Here is a 14,237-nt window from a genome sequence, read left to right as displayed (position 1 = left end):
GCCCTAGGCGGGGAAGGCGCGGCGGGTCGCGGCGCCGTTGAAGAACTTGCGTCCTTGCACGTCAGGCTGCTCGCCGAAGTCGGGCAGGACGGCATGCGCGGCGTGCCGCGGGACGGCGTTGCCGTTGGCGGCGGAATGCGGGGCGCGGATGCGGGCCCAGACCGTGGTGGCCCCGTCTTCGTGGCGGACGCCCCAGCCCTCGGAGAGCGCCTCGACGATGCCGAGGCCGCGGCCTCCCAGCGACGAGAGCGTGCCCGGCCCGCGGCGGGGCTCGGTGGTGGCGCCGCCGTCGCTGACGGCCACTTCGAGAAGGTCGCCTTTGCAGCTCCAGGTGACCCTGAGCTGCCCGGACGGCAGCGGGCGGGCGTGCCGCAGCGCGTTGCTGAGAAGCTCGCTGATGATCACACTGGCGTCGTCCACGACGGCTTCGAAGACGCCCGTGGCCACCAGGTCAGAGCTGAGGCGCTTGCGCGCGATCGCGACACTGGACGGCGCATGTGGCAGCAGTACGACGCTCGACGTCCTCACCTCCCCGTTGACCTCTCCAGTCCCACGTCCACCGTTCCGGTACGACCGAAATGCCCAGATGACATTGTCTGGAAACCTGCCCGGAGGGGACCACCACTCGCACAACGAGCGACTGACCATCCGGTCACGGCCCTCACCCCCGGCACTGGCGCCGATTGGAACCTCGTCCCCAACGAAACACCAACTAAAGATCTATCCACCCCACGGCGGATTACTCCTCGCACGCGCGTTTCGTCCGTCACACAGCCGCCACACTGCACTTTCCCGCAGGTGCGGAGGGTGCGCCGTCAAGATCACAGAAAGACTCCGTCAAAACAGACGTCGGCACCCTCCCTGACCGTTATCGGCCCCGCGATCATGGCCGAGCACTTTGTGATTTCAATCACATGACCGCCCCGCCGGGCCCGCCGATCACCGTCAGCCACCACCGTCAGCCACCACTTACGGCCATCACGGGTTCACCTACGGCCATCAGGGGGTGGTGGGGGCGGTTTTGAGGACGAGGCGCATCCGGGTGCCGGACGCCGGGGCCGGGTGGGCGGAGATCTCGCCGCCCTGGGCCTCGGTGAGACGCCGGACGATGTAGAGGCCCAGGCCGATGCCGCCGAAACGGCGCCGGTCGCCGGCCTCGCCCTGGACGAAGCGTTCGAAGATCCGCTCGTGGTCGCCGGGAGCGATGCCGATGCCCTCGTCCTCGACCGTGACCACCACGTCCGGGCCGTCCGCCCAGGCGCGGACCGTGACCGCGCCGCCGTCGGGCGAGTACTTGACGGCGTTCTCCAGGAGCTGCCCCAGGACGATGTCGGTGGCCATCGCGTCACCGCTCGCCCGCGGCAGCCCGGGTGCGACGTGCAGCTCGACCCGGTGCAGGCTCGACAACGACCGGAAGCCGGCCACCACGCCCTCCAGCACCCGGGCGAGGTCGAACGACTCGATCGTCACCTTGAGCTCGTCGGCGCCGGCGCGCGAGCCGAGGAGCAGGTGCTCGACGAGGCGGCCGAGGGACTGGGCACGTTCGGCGATGGTCGCGACGGCCGACCGCCGGTCGGCGTCGGTCATCTCGTCCCACCGGTTGACCAGCGTGCTGGCGAAGCCCTGCACGACCGTGATCGGGGTGCGCAGCTCGTGGCTGGTGGTGGCCAGGAAGAGGTCCTTGGCCTCCTCCAGAGCCTTGGCCTCGGACACGTCGCGGAAGTCGACCACCAGCTCGCCCGTCTCCACGATCTCGGCGGAGAGCACGTTGAGCCAGACGCCCGACTCCAGCGGGAACGTCAGCATCTCGCCGGGCGCGGGCTTGTCGAACGGCAGCTCGCGGCCGATGATCTCCTTGGCCGGGACGCCGGTGAGCACGTGGGCGGCGGGGTTCCACTGGCGGACGATGCCGTCGCGGTCGAGCACCGCGATGCCGTCGGCGCTGGAGTCGATCACGGCCCGCTCGTGCGCGCGCTGCCGGACGACCTCGGCGTAGGCCACCGCGTTGCCGACCGCGACCCCGGCGTGCCCGGCCAGCAGCTCCAGCAGCTCCAGCTCGGTGTGGCCGATCTTGCGGCCGGAGAAGAGCGCGTAGAGCGCGCCGTACGGCTTGTTCTGCAGGAACGACAGGCCGAGCGCGATCGTGTGCAGGCCGGGCAGCTCGGACCAGACCAGGTCGCCCAGCCGACGCTCGCCGGTGGCCAGCATGACGGTCTTGCCCGAGCGCAGCAGCTCGCCGACCAGGCTGGACCGCAGGTCGGCGGAGGCGCCCCGCATGTGGTCGGGCAGCCCGTACATGCTCACCAGCCGCAGCCGGTCGTCCTCGATGCGGACGAAGCCGCCGGCGTCGGCGCCGGTCAGCTCGATCAGCGCGGCGGTGATCCGGTCGAGGACCACGGCCAGGTCGAGCTCGGCGTTGAGGTCGGCGACGATGTCGTTCAGCCGCCGGACGAGGCGGGCACGCTCGGCCATGTGGTGCTGGGCGACCTCGTCCTCCTCGACCGGGTGGTAGACGCCGACCCAGCCGAGCAGCGTGCCGTCGCGGTCCTGGAGGGCGCTGGTGTCGATGCGGACGTCGATCAGGTGGCCGTCGCGGTGGAAGCGGCGGGTGGCGATCGAGATCTGCGCGCCGTCGCCCTCGCCCGCGCGCCGGGTGAGCAGGCGTTCCTGGACGGCGTTGTGCTCGGCCTTCAGCTCGTCCGGCACGATCGGCGGCACCCGGCCGAGCATCTCCTCGGCACTCCAGCCGAACATGCGCTCGGCCGCCGGATTCCACACCGTCACCCGGAACGAGCGGTCCACGGCAACGATCGCATCCGCCGCGCACTCGATGACCGCGCGGAGGATCGGGTCGTGAACCGAAAGCTGCACGTGTGTATCGTGCCACCGGATCTTGCGGTGCCGCCGGGCATCCAGTGCCGAAACGTTTCCACCGGCGACCGCGTTCTCCCGCAAACCTTCGCCGTCGGGATCGTTCACCGGCCGTTCACGCGGCGGCAGAGTCGATCTTGCCGTCGTTCCGGCCGCCGCCCCCGCCGCCGCCGAGCCCGGCGACCCGGCCGACCAGCAGCGTCGCGATTCCGGCCACCAGGAACGACAGCAGCGAGGCGCTCATCCAGCTCTGCGCGGTGAACCCGATCGCCTCCTGGACGTCCTGCCAGAAGCCGGCCCACCAGCTCACCGTGCCGGGGTTGATCAGCTGGTACGTGACGAAGCCCACCGCCCAGGCGGCGATCATGCCCCAGCGGGACGGTGCCGTGACCGAGGTGTTCCAGTCGCCCCGCCGGCCGCTCTGCCCGAGGGGGGACGACCCCCCACGCCCCCCGTCCGGCGTGGTGGGCTTCGCCCGTGAAAGCCGTCCCCGCCCCAGGAAGAAGTCCGCGGCGAGCACGCCCAGCATGGGCACGAAGACCGAGCCGATCAGTGACAGGAAGCTCGCGTAGTCGCCGATGTCGAGGATCAGCGCCAGCCCGGTGATCAGCGCGCCGAGCGCGACGGTCAGGACCCGGCGGTCGGCGCGCGGCACCAGGTTCTGGATGGAGACGGCGGTGGAGTAGACGTTGGCGAACGACTGGTCGGCCTCGCGCAGCACGAACACGGCGAAGAAGAGCGTGCCCAGTGTCACGCCCAGGAACGGGTCGAAGATCTTGGTGGAGTCGCCCGCGACCAGCGCCAGGGCCAGCAGGCCGAGGACGTAGGCGATGATCTGGGTGGCCGAGTAGCCGACCGCCGCGGCGCCGAACGCGCTGCGGGCACTGCGGGCGTGCCGCGTGTAGTCGGCGGCCACCGGCACCCAGGAGATCGACACGGCGAGCGCCGCGTCGGCGCCGATCCAGAACCCGCCCCACGAGCCCTCGGTGAGGTCGGGCAGCGGCTCGCGCAGCAGCTGGACGTAGAAGTAGACGAGCGCGATCATCACCGCGACCGTCACGTACCTGCGCAACATCCGGACCGAGCCCAGCGGCCAGATGGTCAGGACCGTGGTGAGCACGCCCGCCGCGATCACGTACCCCCAGCGCGGCACGCCGTCCCAGAGCGCCCGCGCCGCGTCCGCGATCACGATCAGCTCGAACGTGCCCCAGCCGATGAGCTGGGCGATGTTGAGCACGGTCGGCACGTACGACAGGCGCGCGCCGAACAGCCCGCGCAGCAGCACCATCGCGGGCTTCCCGGTGATCGCGCCGGGCGCCGCCGACAGGCCCAGCATCAGCCCGCCGATGGCGGTGCCGACGGCCATGGCGACGATGCCGGCCACGATCGACAGGGTCGGCACGCCGTTCGCGTCCGGCGCGAGCACGGTGTACGCGCCGGAGAAGGCGAACAGGCTGACCCCGAGGTTGGCCCAGAAGGCGCCCTGGTCCCAGAAGCTGAGGACCTTGGGCGCCGGTTCGTCGAGGGTGTACGGCACCTCGTCACGAGGGCGTTCACGCAGGCTGGACGTCATCGAGCACGCTCCCTACGCCGGCATTACCCGGACAGGTTCATGCGGTCGGCGACGCCCTTGCCGTCCGTGGACGACCAGTCGCCCTCTCAGCCCGGTCGGCCCGAGCTCCCGCGGTGGGGTGAGGCTGTGAACGGGACGAATCGTACATCGTCCCCGCCGGATCGTGTCAGGCCACGTAGGGCGGCCCCGCCGCGTCGCCCTCCATCGGCCGTCCGGCCTCGGCCCAGCGCTTCATGCCCCCGTCGACGTTCTTGGCCAGCCATCCGGCCTGGTTGAGCGCGACCGTCACCTGCGCCGACCGGGCGCCGGACCGGCAGATCACGTAGACGTCCTGATCGCGCGGGATCTCCCCGGCACGATCGCTCAGCTCGGCCATCGAGATGTGCGCGGCCCCGGGCGCGTGCCCGGCGTCCCACTCATGTTGCTCACGGACGTCGAGAAGGTAGGCGCCCTCCGGAACCTCGGCCGCGTCCACGGCCGGGACGTCGTCCCCGAAAATCATCACTCCTCCATGGAACCGCGCGGAACCCTCCCGCGTCGAATCACGCATGCGGTATCGGACGCTCCTTTACATGACGCCCGGCATAGCCATGATCATGTCACTGGCCGCCTGCGGCGAGGAACCGGCCTCCAGCTCCCCCGGCAACACGACCGCACCGACGTCCGTCTCGCCCTCCGCCTCCAAGGACGCCCTGACCGTGCAGGTCAAGGCCTCAGAGCAGGCGGCGGCCAAGGACTGGACGCTCAACTGCGAACCCGTGGGAGGCGATCATCCCGACGCGGCGAAGGCCTGCGCGGCCCTGACCAAGGCCCAGGACCCGTTCAAGGCCCCGCCCGCCGACCAGATGTGCACGAAGATCTACGGTGGCCCCCAGGTCGCCACCGTCAAGGGCACCTGGCAGGGTAAGCCCGTGGACGCGAAGTTCACCCGCGGCGACGGCTGCGAGATGAGCCGCTGGCAGAAGCTCTCGCCTCTGTTCGGCGGCGTCCCCCGGTAGACCGCTGACGAGTCCACCCCGTTCGGACTCGGTCAGCTGGAGAAGGCCCCGGTCGGCGCGCGACCGGGGCCTTCTCATGTCGGCGGCCTTCCTTCAGGGTCTTCTCACTTCAGGAGCCGGGACATGCGGCGGTCGGCGAGCGGCTTGCCGCCCGTCTGGCAGGTGGGGCAGTACTGCAGGGACGAGTCGGCGAACGACACCTCGCGGATCGTGTCGCCGCAGATCGGGCACTTCTGGCCCGTCCGGCCGTGCACGCGCAGGCCGGTCTTCTTCTCGCCCTTGAGGTCCTGCGCCTCCAGCCCGCGCGACCGCTCCACCGCGTCGTTGAGGGTGGTCACGATCGCCTCGTGCAGGGTCGCGATGTCGTCGTCGGTGAGCGAGGAGGCCATCTTGAACGGCGACATCCTGGCGACGTGCAGCACCTCGTCGGAGTAGGCGTTGCCGATGCCGGCGATCACCTTCTGGTCGCGGAGCAGGCCCTTGATCTGCGTCCGCCGCCCCTGGACGATCCCGGCCAGCCGTTCGGTGGTGAACGACCCGTCGAGCGGATCGGGCCCCAGCGAGGCCACCCCGGGCACCTCGGCGGGGTCGCGCACGAGGTAGACGGCCAGGCCCTTCTTGGTGCCGGCCTCGGTCAGGTCGAAGCCGGACCCGTCGTCGAGGTGCACCCGCAGGGCCAGCGGATTCTTACCCCCCGGGCGTACCGGTTTGGTGGGCACCTCGTCCCGCCAGCGCAACCATCCGGCCCTGGCCAGGTGAACGACCAGGTGCAGGCCGTCGATGTCGAAGTCGAGGAACTTGCCGTGCCGGGCGACACCGGTGACGGTCAGACCGCCGAGCGAAGTGATCGGCGGGTCGTACGTCTTGAGCGCGGAGATGGCGAGAACATCGACTCGGGCGACCGCGTGGCCGGTCGCGCGCTCTCGCAGGAAGGTGGCGAGCGCCTCCACCTCAGGTAGCTCGGGCATGCTCAACAGTATCCGTGACATCCGATGTCCACAGCCCTGTGGATACCTGTGGACAACCCTGTGAGAAACTCGCGATCGCCTGCGGTGTGGGCAGATCGGGACCGGCAATACCTCAATGAATGCCCACAAAAGCCGCCACGCGCCTGGTCCGGAAGGGCTAGTCAACGTTGTGGATAACCACCCCCTGCCGACGGACCTCCACCCCCTGCGGACGGGGCGGACGGCCGGCGGGTCACCGTCCGGTGGCCGCCGGGCGACCGGCACCGTGGAATAACCCCTAGGGGGTAGGGGTTGCGACCCCTGTCGGGTTGTGGCACCATGAAGTCCACGAAATACCCCCCAGGGGTACGAAATGACGAAGGGCCTGAGGAGATGAGCGCGATGAGCACCACCACCTACACCGTCGTCGGGATGACCTGCGGCCACTGCGTCGGCTCGGTCAAGGAGGAGGTCGGCCAGGTCTCCGGCGTCGGCTCCGTCGAGGTCGATCTCCAGAGCGGCCGGCTGACCGTCACCAGTGAGCAGCCCGTGGACGAGGCCCTGATCGCGGCCGCCGTCGACGAGGCCGGATACGAACTGAAGGCGTGAGGACCTGATGAACACCGCGACCAAGCTGGGGGCGTTCGCCCTGGGCCTGGCCGCCGTCTTCGGAGGGGCCGCCGGGGTCGGCTCGATCGTCGGCCCCGTCGGAGCCACCGCGGAGACCGGCGGCGAGGGCGGCGAGCAGGGTGGGCACTCCGCCCACGGCACCGGGGCCGAAGGCGGGACGGAGGGCGGGACGGCCAAGGCCGCGGCGCCCCCGATCCCCGGCGGCCTCCAGATCTCGCAGGACGGCTACACGCTCGTCCCGCGCACCACCACGATCACGCCGGGCGAGCCCACCGACTTCCGCTTCACGGTCAACGGGCCGGACGGCAAGCCGGTCGGCGCCTACGAGACGCTGCACGGCAAGAAGATCCACTTCATCCTGGCGCGCCGCGACCTGTCCGGCTTCCAGCACCTCCACCCCACCGAGGCGGGCGGCGGCGTCTGGTCCGTACGGCTGAACGTGCCGAAGTCCGGCGCCTACCGTTTCTTCACCGACGTGAAGCCCGCGGGGGCCAAGGAGCAGCTGACCCTCGGCGCCGACCTGACCGCGCCGGGCGACTACACGCCCGCGGCGCTGCCGGAGCCGGTGCGGACGGCCAAGGTCGACGACTACGAGGTCACGCTCGACGGCACGCTCGTTCCGGGCAAGACCAGCAAGCTCACCCTGACGGTGAGCAAGGCCGGCCGCCCGGTCACCGACCTCCAGCCGTACCTCGAGGCGTACGGGCACCTGGTGGCGCTGCGCTCCGGCGACCTCGCCTACCTGCACGTGCACCCCGACGGCGAGCCCGGCGACGGCAAGACCAGGCCCGGCCCGCAGATCACGTTCTACGCCGAGGTGCCGAGCGCCGGAGCGTACCGTCTCTATCTGGACTTCCAGCACGGAGGCACGGTGCGCACCGCCGAGTTCACCGCGGTGGCGGGTGGCGCCGCCGTGCCGGCGGCACCGAGCCAGGAGCCCGCCCCCGAGCAGGGCGGCCACGACGACGACGGCCACACCCACGGCTGAGCCGCGAGAGGTTCGAAGGAGGAGAGCGATGACTTCCCGTGCGACGCCCGGGCGGATCGAGCTGGAGATCGGCGGAATGACCTGCGCGTCGTGCGCGGCCCGCATCGAGAAGCGGCTCAACAAGATCGAAGGCGTGACCGCGTCGGTCAACTACGCCACCGAGAAGGCCAAGGTCGAGTTCACCGAGGGCGTGACCCCGGACGAGCTGATCGCGTCCGTGGAGAAGGCGGGCTACTCCGCCGCGCTGCCTGCGCCGCCCCAGGAGGAAGGCGCCGCCGAGGACGGCGGCTCCGGCGGCGACGCCGAGCTGCTGCCGCTGCGCCAGCGCCTGATCACCGCGGTCGTGTTGTCGGTGCCGGTCATCGCGATGGCGATGATCCCCAAGCTCCAGTTCGAGAACTGGCAGTGGTTGTCGCTGACGCTGGCCGCGCCCGTGGTGGTGTACGCGGGCTGGCCGTTCCACAAGGCCGCCTGGACCAACCTCCGGCACGGCACCGCGACGATGGACACCCTGGTCTCGGTCGGCACGCTGGCCGCGTTCGGCTGGTCGCTCTGGGCGTTGTTCTTCGGCTCGGCGGGCGAGCCCGGCATGCGGCACGGGTTCGAGTTCTCGATGACCCGGTCCGACGGCTCGATGAACATCTACTTCGAGGCCGCCGCGGGCGTGATCGCGTTCATCCTCGCCGGGCGCTACTTCGAGGCCCGGTCCAAGCGCCGCGCCGGCGCCGCCCTCAAGGCGCTGCTGGAGCTGGGCGCCAAGGAGGTCTCGGTCGTACGGAACGGGCGCGAGGAGCGCATCCCCGTCGACCTGCTGACCGCCGGCGACACGTTCGTCGTCCGTCCCGGCGAGAAGATCGCCACCGACGGCGTGGTCGAGGAGGGCTCCTCCGCGGTCGACGCCTCGATGCTGACCGGCGAGTCCGTTCCGGTCGAGGTGGGCCCCGGCGACACCGTGGTCGGCGCCACCGTCAACGCCGGCGGGCGCCTGCTGGTCCGGGCCACCCGGATCGGCGCCGACACCCAGCTCGCCCAGATGGCCCGCCTGGTGGAGGAGGCGCAGACCGGCAAGGCCCAGGTGCAGCGGCTCGCCGACACCGTCTCCGGCATCTTCGTCCCGATCGTGATCGCGCTCTCCGCGGCCACGCTGGGCTTCTGGCTGGGCACCGGCGCGGGCGCCGCGGCCGCGTTCACCGCCGCGGTCGCCGTCCTGATCATCGCCTGCCCGTGCGCCCTGGGCCTGGCCACCCCGACCGCGCTCATGGTCGGCACCGGCCGTGGCGCCCAGCTGGGCATCCTGATCAAGGGCCCGGAGGTCCTGGAGTCCACCCGGACGATCGACACCGTCGTCCTCGACAAGACCGGCACCGTCACCAGCGGCAAGATGGCCCTGGTCGACGTCGTCACCGCCGACGGCGTGGACGCCGGCGAGGTGCTGCGCCTGGCCGGCGCCCTGGAGGACGCCTCCGAGCACCCGATCGCGCAGGCCATCGCCAAGGGCGCGGCCGAACGCGCCGGCACGCTGGGCACGGTCGAGGATTTCGCCAACGTCGAGGGCCTCGGCGTCCAGGGCATGGTGGACGGGCACGCCGTCCTGGTCGGCCGCCCGCAGCTCCTCGCCGAGTGGTCGCAGCACCTGACCGCCGACCTGGAGCGGGCGATGAACGAGGCGCGGGCGCTCGGCCACACCGCGGTCGCGGTGGGCTGGGACGGCGCGGCACGGGCCGTCATCACGGTCGCCGACCAGGTCAAGCCGACCTCCGCGGAGGCGATCGGGCAGCTCAAGGGGCTCGGGCTCCGCCCGGTCCTGCTGACCGGCGACAACGAGACGGTCGCCCGCACGGTGGCCGCCGAGGTCGGGATCGACGAGGTCATCGCCGACGTCCTGCCCCAGGACAAGGTGGACGTGATCAAGCGCCTGCAGGCCGAGGGACGCACGGTCGCGATGGTCGGCGACGGCGTCAACGACGCCGCCGCGCTGGCCCAGGCCGATCTGGGCCTGGCGATGGGCACCGGCACCGACGTGGCGATCGAGGCCTCCGACCTCACCCTGGTCCGCGGCGACCTGCGCGCGGCGGCGGACGCCATCCGGCTGTCGCGGCGGACGCTGACGACCATCAAGGGCAACCTGTTCTGGGCGTTCGCCTACAACGTGGCGGCGATCCCGCTGGCCGCCACCGGGCTCCTGAGCCCGATGATCGCCGGTGGGGCGATGGCCTTCTCCTCGGTCTTCGTGGTCAGCAACAGCCTCCGGCTGCGCCGCTTCAAGCCGCTGAGCACCGCCGCCGCCCCCGTGACGGCCGGCCAGGCGGCGCCCAAGCCGTCCGTCCCCGCCGCCGGCTGACCAGGTCGCACGGGCCCGCACCGCACGGGCCGATCGCACGAGAAACATCGCACGGGCCGTGTCTCTGTTCGTCAGAGGCACGGCCCGTCGTCGATCACGTCAGCGCTGGCGCGGCACGTGGGAACGGCCGTGCGGCAAAACCTTGACGTGCAGCCCGCGGCAGCCCGGGCAGGTTGGATCGATCCATGGCGGCTGGATCGCCATCCCATCCCGGCGCCAGGCGACCGCGTCGCCGCCGTGCCCGTCGTCGGCGTGCTGCGCCTCGTACGTGGTCTCGTACGGCTGAAGGCAGTCGAGGCAGTAGAAGTACCACCGCTCCGTGATGACGTGAATCTCCCGAGTACGCATGCGAAATCCCGCTCCTGGTGTACGTACGTCTGGACTGGACCGAGGCGCGTGGGCGCGAGTCGTCGGCGCCGCGGGGTCCTACGTACGGGAGATGTTCAGGGCGATGAGCAGCCGGGCGCCCGGTGACCGTCCCGAGTGCCGGGCGTGCGGGCCGGGCGTGACGTTCGTCCGGCGGGCCCCGTCCCAGAGCCGGGGCGCGTGGTAGGCCGCCGACGGGTGCTCCGCGGGGACGTGGCCGAGGTCACGGGAGGCGGCGAGCCGCCGCGCGACGGTGCGCGAACGGGCCGCCTCGTGCTCTCCGGTGTTCGCTTCGCCTTCACGTTCGCCCTGACCCTGCGCGTGGCCGGCTCCCGTGAGATGGCCGGGCGCGGCAGCGGACAGGGGGTGCCAGATCTCGGCGCCGGTGCCCGCCTCCGCCGGCGAGAGCCCGGTGAACAGGATGATCGCCGCGACCACGACCGGCCACAGCACTCCCGTCCTGCGGTCGGCCGGTACCAGCCGGCATCGACGCACTGCCACACGACAGACCTTACCTAACTCTGCGTATATCAACCTTTACAAAGAGTAATGACCCGTCTCGTCGGTCGACGGCTACGACGTCGGGATCGACGGCCGCCCGGTGCCGGGCGAGGCCCGGGCCCTCACGCTGACCGTCCGCACCGCCGCCTTCACCCTCGTGGCCACCAACGACCACCGCTGAACGACCACACCGGCCGCGCCGACCGCGCCGCGAACGCGAAGGCCGCCCGGGTCCTCGTGGTGAGGACCCGGGCGGCCTTGACCGCGTTCGGCCGGCTCAGCGGGCGCCGGTGCCCACGACCGCCGCGGGCGCCATGCGCGCGGCGGCGGTGGCGGAACGGTCGGGGATCGAACTGGTGTTGAACGCGTACCGCGCCGCCGAGTCGGCGATCGCGTCGGCGTTCACGTCCAGCGCCGTCAGGTTGACGTTGCCGATGGTGTCGCAGGCCAGGTGGTAGCAGATGTCGTACGCCACCCCGGCCTGGCCGCCGAAGAGCGCCGCTTCCTCGGGCGTCTTGATGCCCTCGGCGCCGGTGAAGATGCCACCGGACGGGATGTTCACCGCGATGAACGGCCCGTAGTCGGAGCGGCCGTCGAAGTCGGTGCCGACGTGGCCGAGGTCACGGCCGTCGAAGAAACGCTCGAGCTGCTTCTCGATCTGCGCCGATCCGGGCGGTCCGGCGGGCGAGCCGGTCGCGTCGGAGTCGTCGCCGTCGTACAGCTTGTAGGCGTAGTTCGGCGAGGCGACCATGTCGAAGTTCAGGTACAGCCGGATCCTGTCCTTCTGCGCCTGCGACAGGCTCGCCACGTACTGGTCGGAGCCCAGCAGGCCGATCTCCTCGGCCGCCCAGAACGCGAACCGCATCTTGTTCTTGACCGGGAAGTGCTTCATCTGCAGCGCGGTCTCCAGGATCGCGGCGCTGCCCGAGCCGTTGTCGTTGATGCCGGGGCCCTCGGTCACGCTGTCGAGGTGCGCGCCGATCATCACGACGTTGTCGGACCGGCCGAACTTCGACTCGGCGATGACGTTGTCGTTCTGGCCCAGCACCAGCTCGGAGTCGACCTTGAGGCGAACGGTCGCGCCGGGTGTGGAGGCGAGCTCGTTGCCGACGGCGAAGCTGGAGAACACCATCGGGATGTCGGCACGCCACTCGCCGATGTTGAGCGGGAACGGGTCGGTGCGGCCCGGCTGGCCCTCGTTGAAGATGATGATCCCGGACGCGCCGGCCGCGCCGGCGTTGAGGACCTTGGTGGCGAACGGGCAGGTGCCGCGCTGGATGAGCGCGATCCGGCCCTCGACGAACCCGGCGAAGTCGGACGTCTCGCACCCGCTCGTCGAGGTGGGCGCCGGGGTCGGCGGCAGGACCAGGTCGACGGCCTGGACCTGGGCGGTCACGTCACCGGCCGGGGACGGCTCGAAGGTGACGAAGTCGGTGCCCGGAGTGTAGGACTTGGCGTTCGGCGCCGTCTGGGCCAGCACCGCCGGGGTGTTCTCCTTCCAGCTCTCGACGAAGTTGATCGGCTGGAGGGTGACCTTGTATCCGGCGGCGCGCAGCTTCTTGGCCACGTAGTCGCGTGACGCGTTGTACCCCGGTGTCCCGGCGGCGCGGTTGCCCCCGTTCGCGGTCGCGATCGCCTGGAGCGCGTCCAGGTGCTTCTTGACGTTCTTGCCCTCGACCTTCTTCACCAGGACCTTGGCGAAGACGTCGTCGAGGGCTCCGGCTTCGGCCGGGGCTGAGACGGTGAGAGGCAGGATCAGAGCCGTGGCTGCCACGATGGCACCGACGACACGCCTGCGGCGGCGAATGCGCACGCCAACTCCTTTGTTAGGACGAATCGACGCAAACCCCCGTTGTTCTGCCCTGGAAACTAACGCCAGAAGTCAGCCGAGAGAACGGCCGTGGAGAGTCCGGACTCGGACACCGGAGGACGGCCGGAAAGCTCTACACTCTGCGCTCGCGACATCTCAGAACGCGCTCGCGCCCCTCACGTACCGGCGATTCCCGATGGCACGGTCCAGCGACGCCCACCCTGGGCGATACCCGTTCTCAGCGAATACCCGTTCTCAGGCGAGGGCCGCGGTCTTGCGGAGGGTGGCGACCAGGCCGGCCACGCGGGGGTCGGCGGCGGCTTCGCCCAAGGCGCGGTCAAGGGTGCCGGCGTACGTCGGCTGCGCTTCGGCCCAGGCGGCGCGGCCCTCTTCGGTGATCACGGTGTAGACGCCGCGGCGGTCGGCGGGGCACAGGTCGCGGCGGGTCAGGCCGGCGGACTCCAGGCGGGCGACGAGGCGGCTCACCGAGCTCTGGTTGAGGCCGATGAGGTCGGCCAGCTCCTGCATGCGCAGCTCGCCGTCGTCGGCGCGGGAGAGGCGGCACAACGCCCGGAACTCCGAGAGGCCGATGCCGTGACGGCGCTGGAGCGCCTTGGCCAGCTCGTTCTCGACGCGGGCGTGCAGCGTCACCACCTGGTCCCAGACCTGCCCGTTCATGAACGCCTCACCTTCCGGGGTTGACAGCAGACTACATGCACGGCAAATATCTGCATGTGCATGCAACTCATGTACGTACATCTAAATTTCCACGGAAGCGAGCCGAGCCATGACCATCGAGAAGATCGCCACCACCCCCGACTGGTACGCGCCGTACCGGATCTCGCAGGCCGTGCGGGCGGGCCGGTTCATCCACGTGTCCGGCCAGGCGGGCATCGACGAGAACGGCGTCACCGTGTCCGACGACTTCCTGGAGCAGGGCCGGCAGGCGTTCGCCAACATCCGCCGGGTGCTCGCCGAGGCCGGCGCCGGGCTCGGCGACGTGGTCAAGGTCGGGATCTTCGTCACCGACATGGCGGCGAACCTCGCCGACATCATCACGCTGCGCGAGGAGTTCCTCACCGAGCCCTACCCGGCCGACACCCTGCTCCAGATCTCCTCCCTCGCCCAGCCCGACTGGCAGATCGAGATCGAGGTCACCGCGCTCGCCCCCTGACCGTCCCGCCGGTCACCAGAGGCCCGCCAGTCACCAGA

At 70.8% G+C, this 14,237-nt stretch carries 14 protein-coding genes and 1 riboswitch; of the genes, 5 read left to right on the top strand and 9 right to left on the bottom strand.

Annotation, left to right across the window (positions count from 1 at the left end; all coding sequences use genetic code 11):
• Nucleotides 1-3 precede the first annotated feature (3 nt).
• The 4 genes from ABZ810_RS26600 to ABZ810_RS26585 form a co-directional block, all read right to left on the bottom strand.
• Nucleotides 4-528, bottom strand: a complete 525-nt coding sequence (locus ABZ810_RS26600) for an ATP-binding protein (RefSeq protein ID WP_358407655.1) — start codon at nucleotides 526-528, stop codon at nucleotides 4-6.
• Nucleotides 529-999: 471 nt separating this feature from the next.
• The gene (locus tag ABZ810_RS26595) at nucleotides 1,000-2,871 is read right to left on the bottom strand and encodes a PAS domain S-box protein (protein ID WP_358407653.1); all 1,872 of its coding nucleotides are present in this window, start codon (nucleotides 2,869-2,871) and stop codon (nucleotides 1,000-1,002) included.
• Nucleotides 2,872-2,986: 115 nt separating this feature from the next.
• Nucleotides 2,987-4,444, bottom strand: coding sequence for a cytosine permease (locus tag ABZ810_RS26590; RefSeq protein ID WP_358407652.1), 1,458 nt, complete (start codon nucleotides 4,442-4,444; stop codon nucleotides 2,987-2,989).
• Nucleotides 4,436-4,566, bottom strand: a riboswitch (TPP riboswitch). It overlaps the preceding gene by 9 nt.
• Before the next feature lie 44 nt (nucleotides 4,567-4,610).
• Nucleotides 4,611-4,943 (bottom strand): rhodanese-like domain-containing protein, encoded by a 333-nt coding sequence (locus tag ABZ810_RS26585; RefSeq protein ID WP_358407857.1) that lies wholly within the window; start codon nucleotides 4,941-4,943, stop codon nucleotides 4,611-4,613.
• A gap of 73 nt (nucleotides 4,944-5,016) precedes the next feature.
• Here ABZ810_RS26585 and ABZ810_RS26580 point away from each other — a divergent pair, with 73 nt between their 5' ends.
• Entirely contained in the window at nucleotides 5,017-5,442 is a 426-nt protein-coding gene (locus tag ABZ810_RS26580; RefSeq protein WP_358407649.1) for an SSI family serine proteinase inhibitor, read from the top strand.
• A gap of 104 nt (nucleotides 5,443-5,546) precedes the next feature.
• On the opposite strand, the gene ABZ810_RS26575 is transcribed toward ABZ810_RS26580, so the two are convergent.
• Nucleotides 5,547-6,410, bottom strand: a complete 864-nt coding sequence (locus tag ABZ810_RS26575) for a DNA-formamidopyrimidine glycosylase family protein (protein ID WP_358407647.1) — start codon at nucleotides 6,408-6,410, stop codon at nucleotides 5,547-5,549.
• 381 nt (nucleotides 6,411-6,791) lie between these two features.
• Between ABZ810_RS26575 and ABZ810_RS26570 the strand changes: the two genes are divergently transcribed.
• From ABZ810_RS26570 to ABZ810_RS26560, 3 genes are read left to right on the top strand one after another with little or no spacing between them, the layout of a single operon-like run.
• On the top strand, nucleotides 6,792-6,998 hold the full coding sequence (locus ABZ810_RS26570; protein WP_358407645.1) for a heavy-metal-associated domain-containing protein: 207 nt from the start codon (nucleotides 6,792-6,794) through the stop codon (nucleotides 6,996-6,998).
• Nucleotides 6,999-7,005: 7 nt separating this feature from the next.
• On the top strand, nucleotides 7,006-8,007 hold the full coding sequence (locus ABZ810_RS26565) for a hypothetical protein (RefSeq protein ID WP_358407644.1): 1,002 nt from the start codon (nucleotides 7,006-7,008) through the stop codon (nucleotides 8,005-8,007).
• A 28-nt stretch (nucleotides 8,008-8,035) separates the two neighbouring features.
• Nucleotides 8,036-10,348, top strand: coding sequence for a heavy metal translocating P-type ATPase (locus ABZ810_RS26560; protein ID WP_358407642.1), 2,313 nt, complete (start codon nucleotides 8,036-8,038; stop codon nucleotides 10,346-10,348).
• 99 nt (nucleotides 10,349-10,447) lie between these two features.
• Here ABZ810_RS26560 and ABZ810_RS26555 read toward each other — a convergent pair whose 3' ends face one another.
• The 4 genes from ABZ810_RS26555 to ABZ810_RS26540 all read right to left on the bottom strand — a co-directional run bounded on the left by ABZ810_RS26555 (nucleotide 10,448) and on the right by ABZ810_RS26540 (nucleotide 13,703).
• Nucleotides 10,448-10,696, bottom strand: coding sequence for a hypothetical protein (locus ABZ810_RS26555; RefSeq protein ID WP_358407639.1), 249 nt, complete (start codon nucleotides 10,694-10,696; stop codon nucleotides 10,448-10,450).
• Between the two features lie 78 nt (nucleotides 10,697-10,774).
• On the bottom strand, nucleotides 10,775-11,215 hold the full coding sequence (locus ABZ810_RS26550) for a hypothetical protein (RefSeq protein WP_358407638.1): 441 nt from the start codon (nucleotides 11,213-11,215) through the stop codon (nucleotides 10,775-10,777).
• Nucleotides 11,216-11,492: 277 nt separating this feature from the next.
• Entirely contained in the window at nucleotides 11,493-12,989 is a 1,497-nt protein-coding gene (locus ABZ810_RS26545; RefSeq protein ID WP_358407636.1) for a M28 family metallopeptidase, read from the bottom strand.
• A 291-nt stretch (nucleotides 12,990-13,280) separates the two neighbouring features.
• Nucleotides 13,281-13,703 (bottom strand): MarR family transcriptional regulator, encoded by a 423-nt coding sequence (locus tag ABZ810_RS26540; protein ID WP_358407635.1) that lies wholly within the window; start codon nucleotides 13,701-13,703, stop codon nucleotides 13,281-13,283.
• Nucleotides 13,704-13,812: 109 nt separating this feature from the next.
• Here ABZ810_RS26540 and ABZ810_RS26535 point away from each other — a divergent pair, with 109 nt between their 5' ends.
• On the top strand, nucleotides 13,813-14,199 hold the full coding sequence (locus ABZ810_RS26535) for a RidA family protein (protein ID WP_358407633.1): 387 nt from the start codon (nucleotides 13,813-13,815) through the stop codon (nucleotides 14,197-14,199).
• Nucleotides 14,200-14,237: the final 38 nt, after the last annotated feature.

Source organism: Spirillospora sp. NPDC047279, from assembly GCF_040643285.1.
Taxonomy (GTDB): domain Bacteria; phylum Actinomycetota; class Actinomycetes; order Streptosporangiales; family Streptosporangiaceae; genus Spirillospora.
The sequence above is the reverse complement of the archived record's forward strand: the minus strand, read 5'-3'. Positions and strand labels throughout refer to the sequence as shown.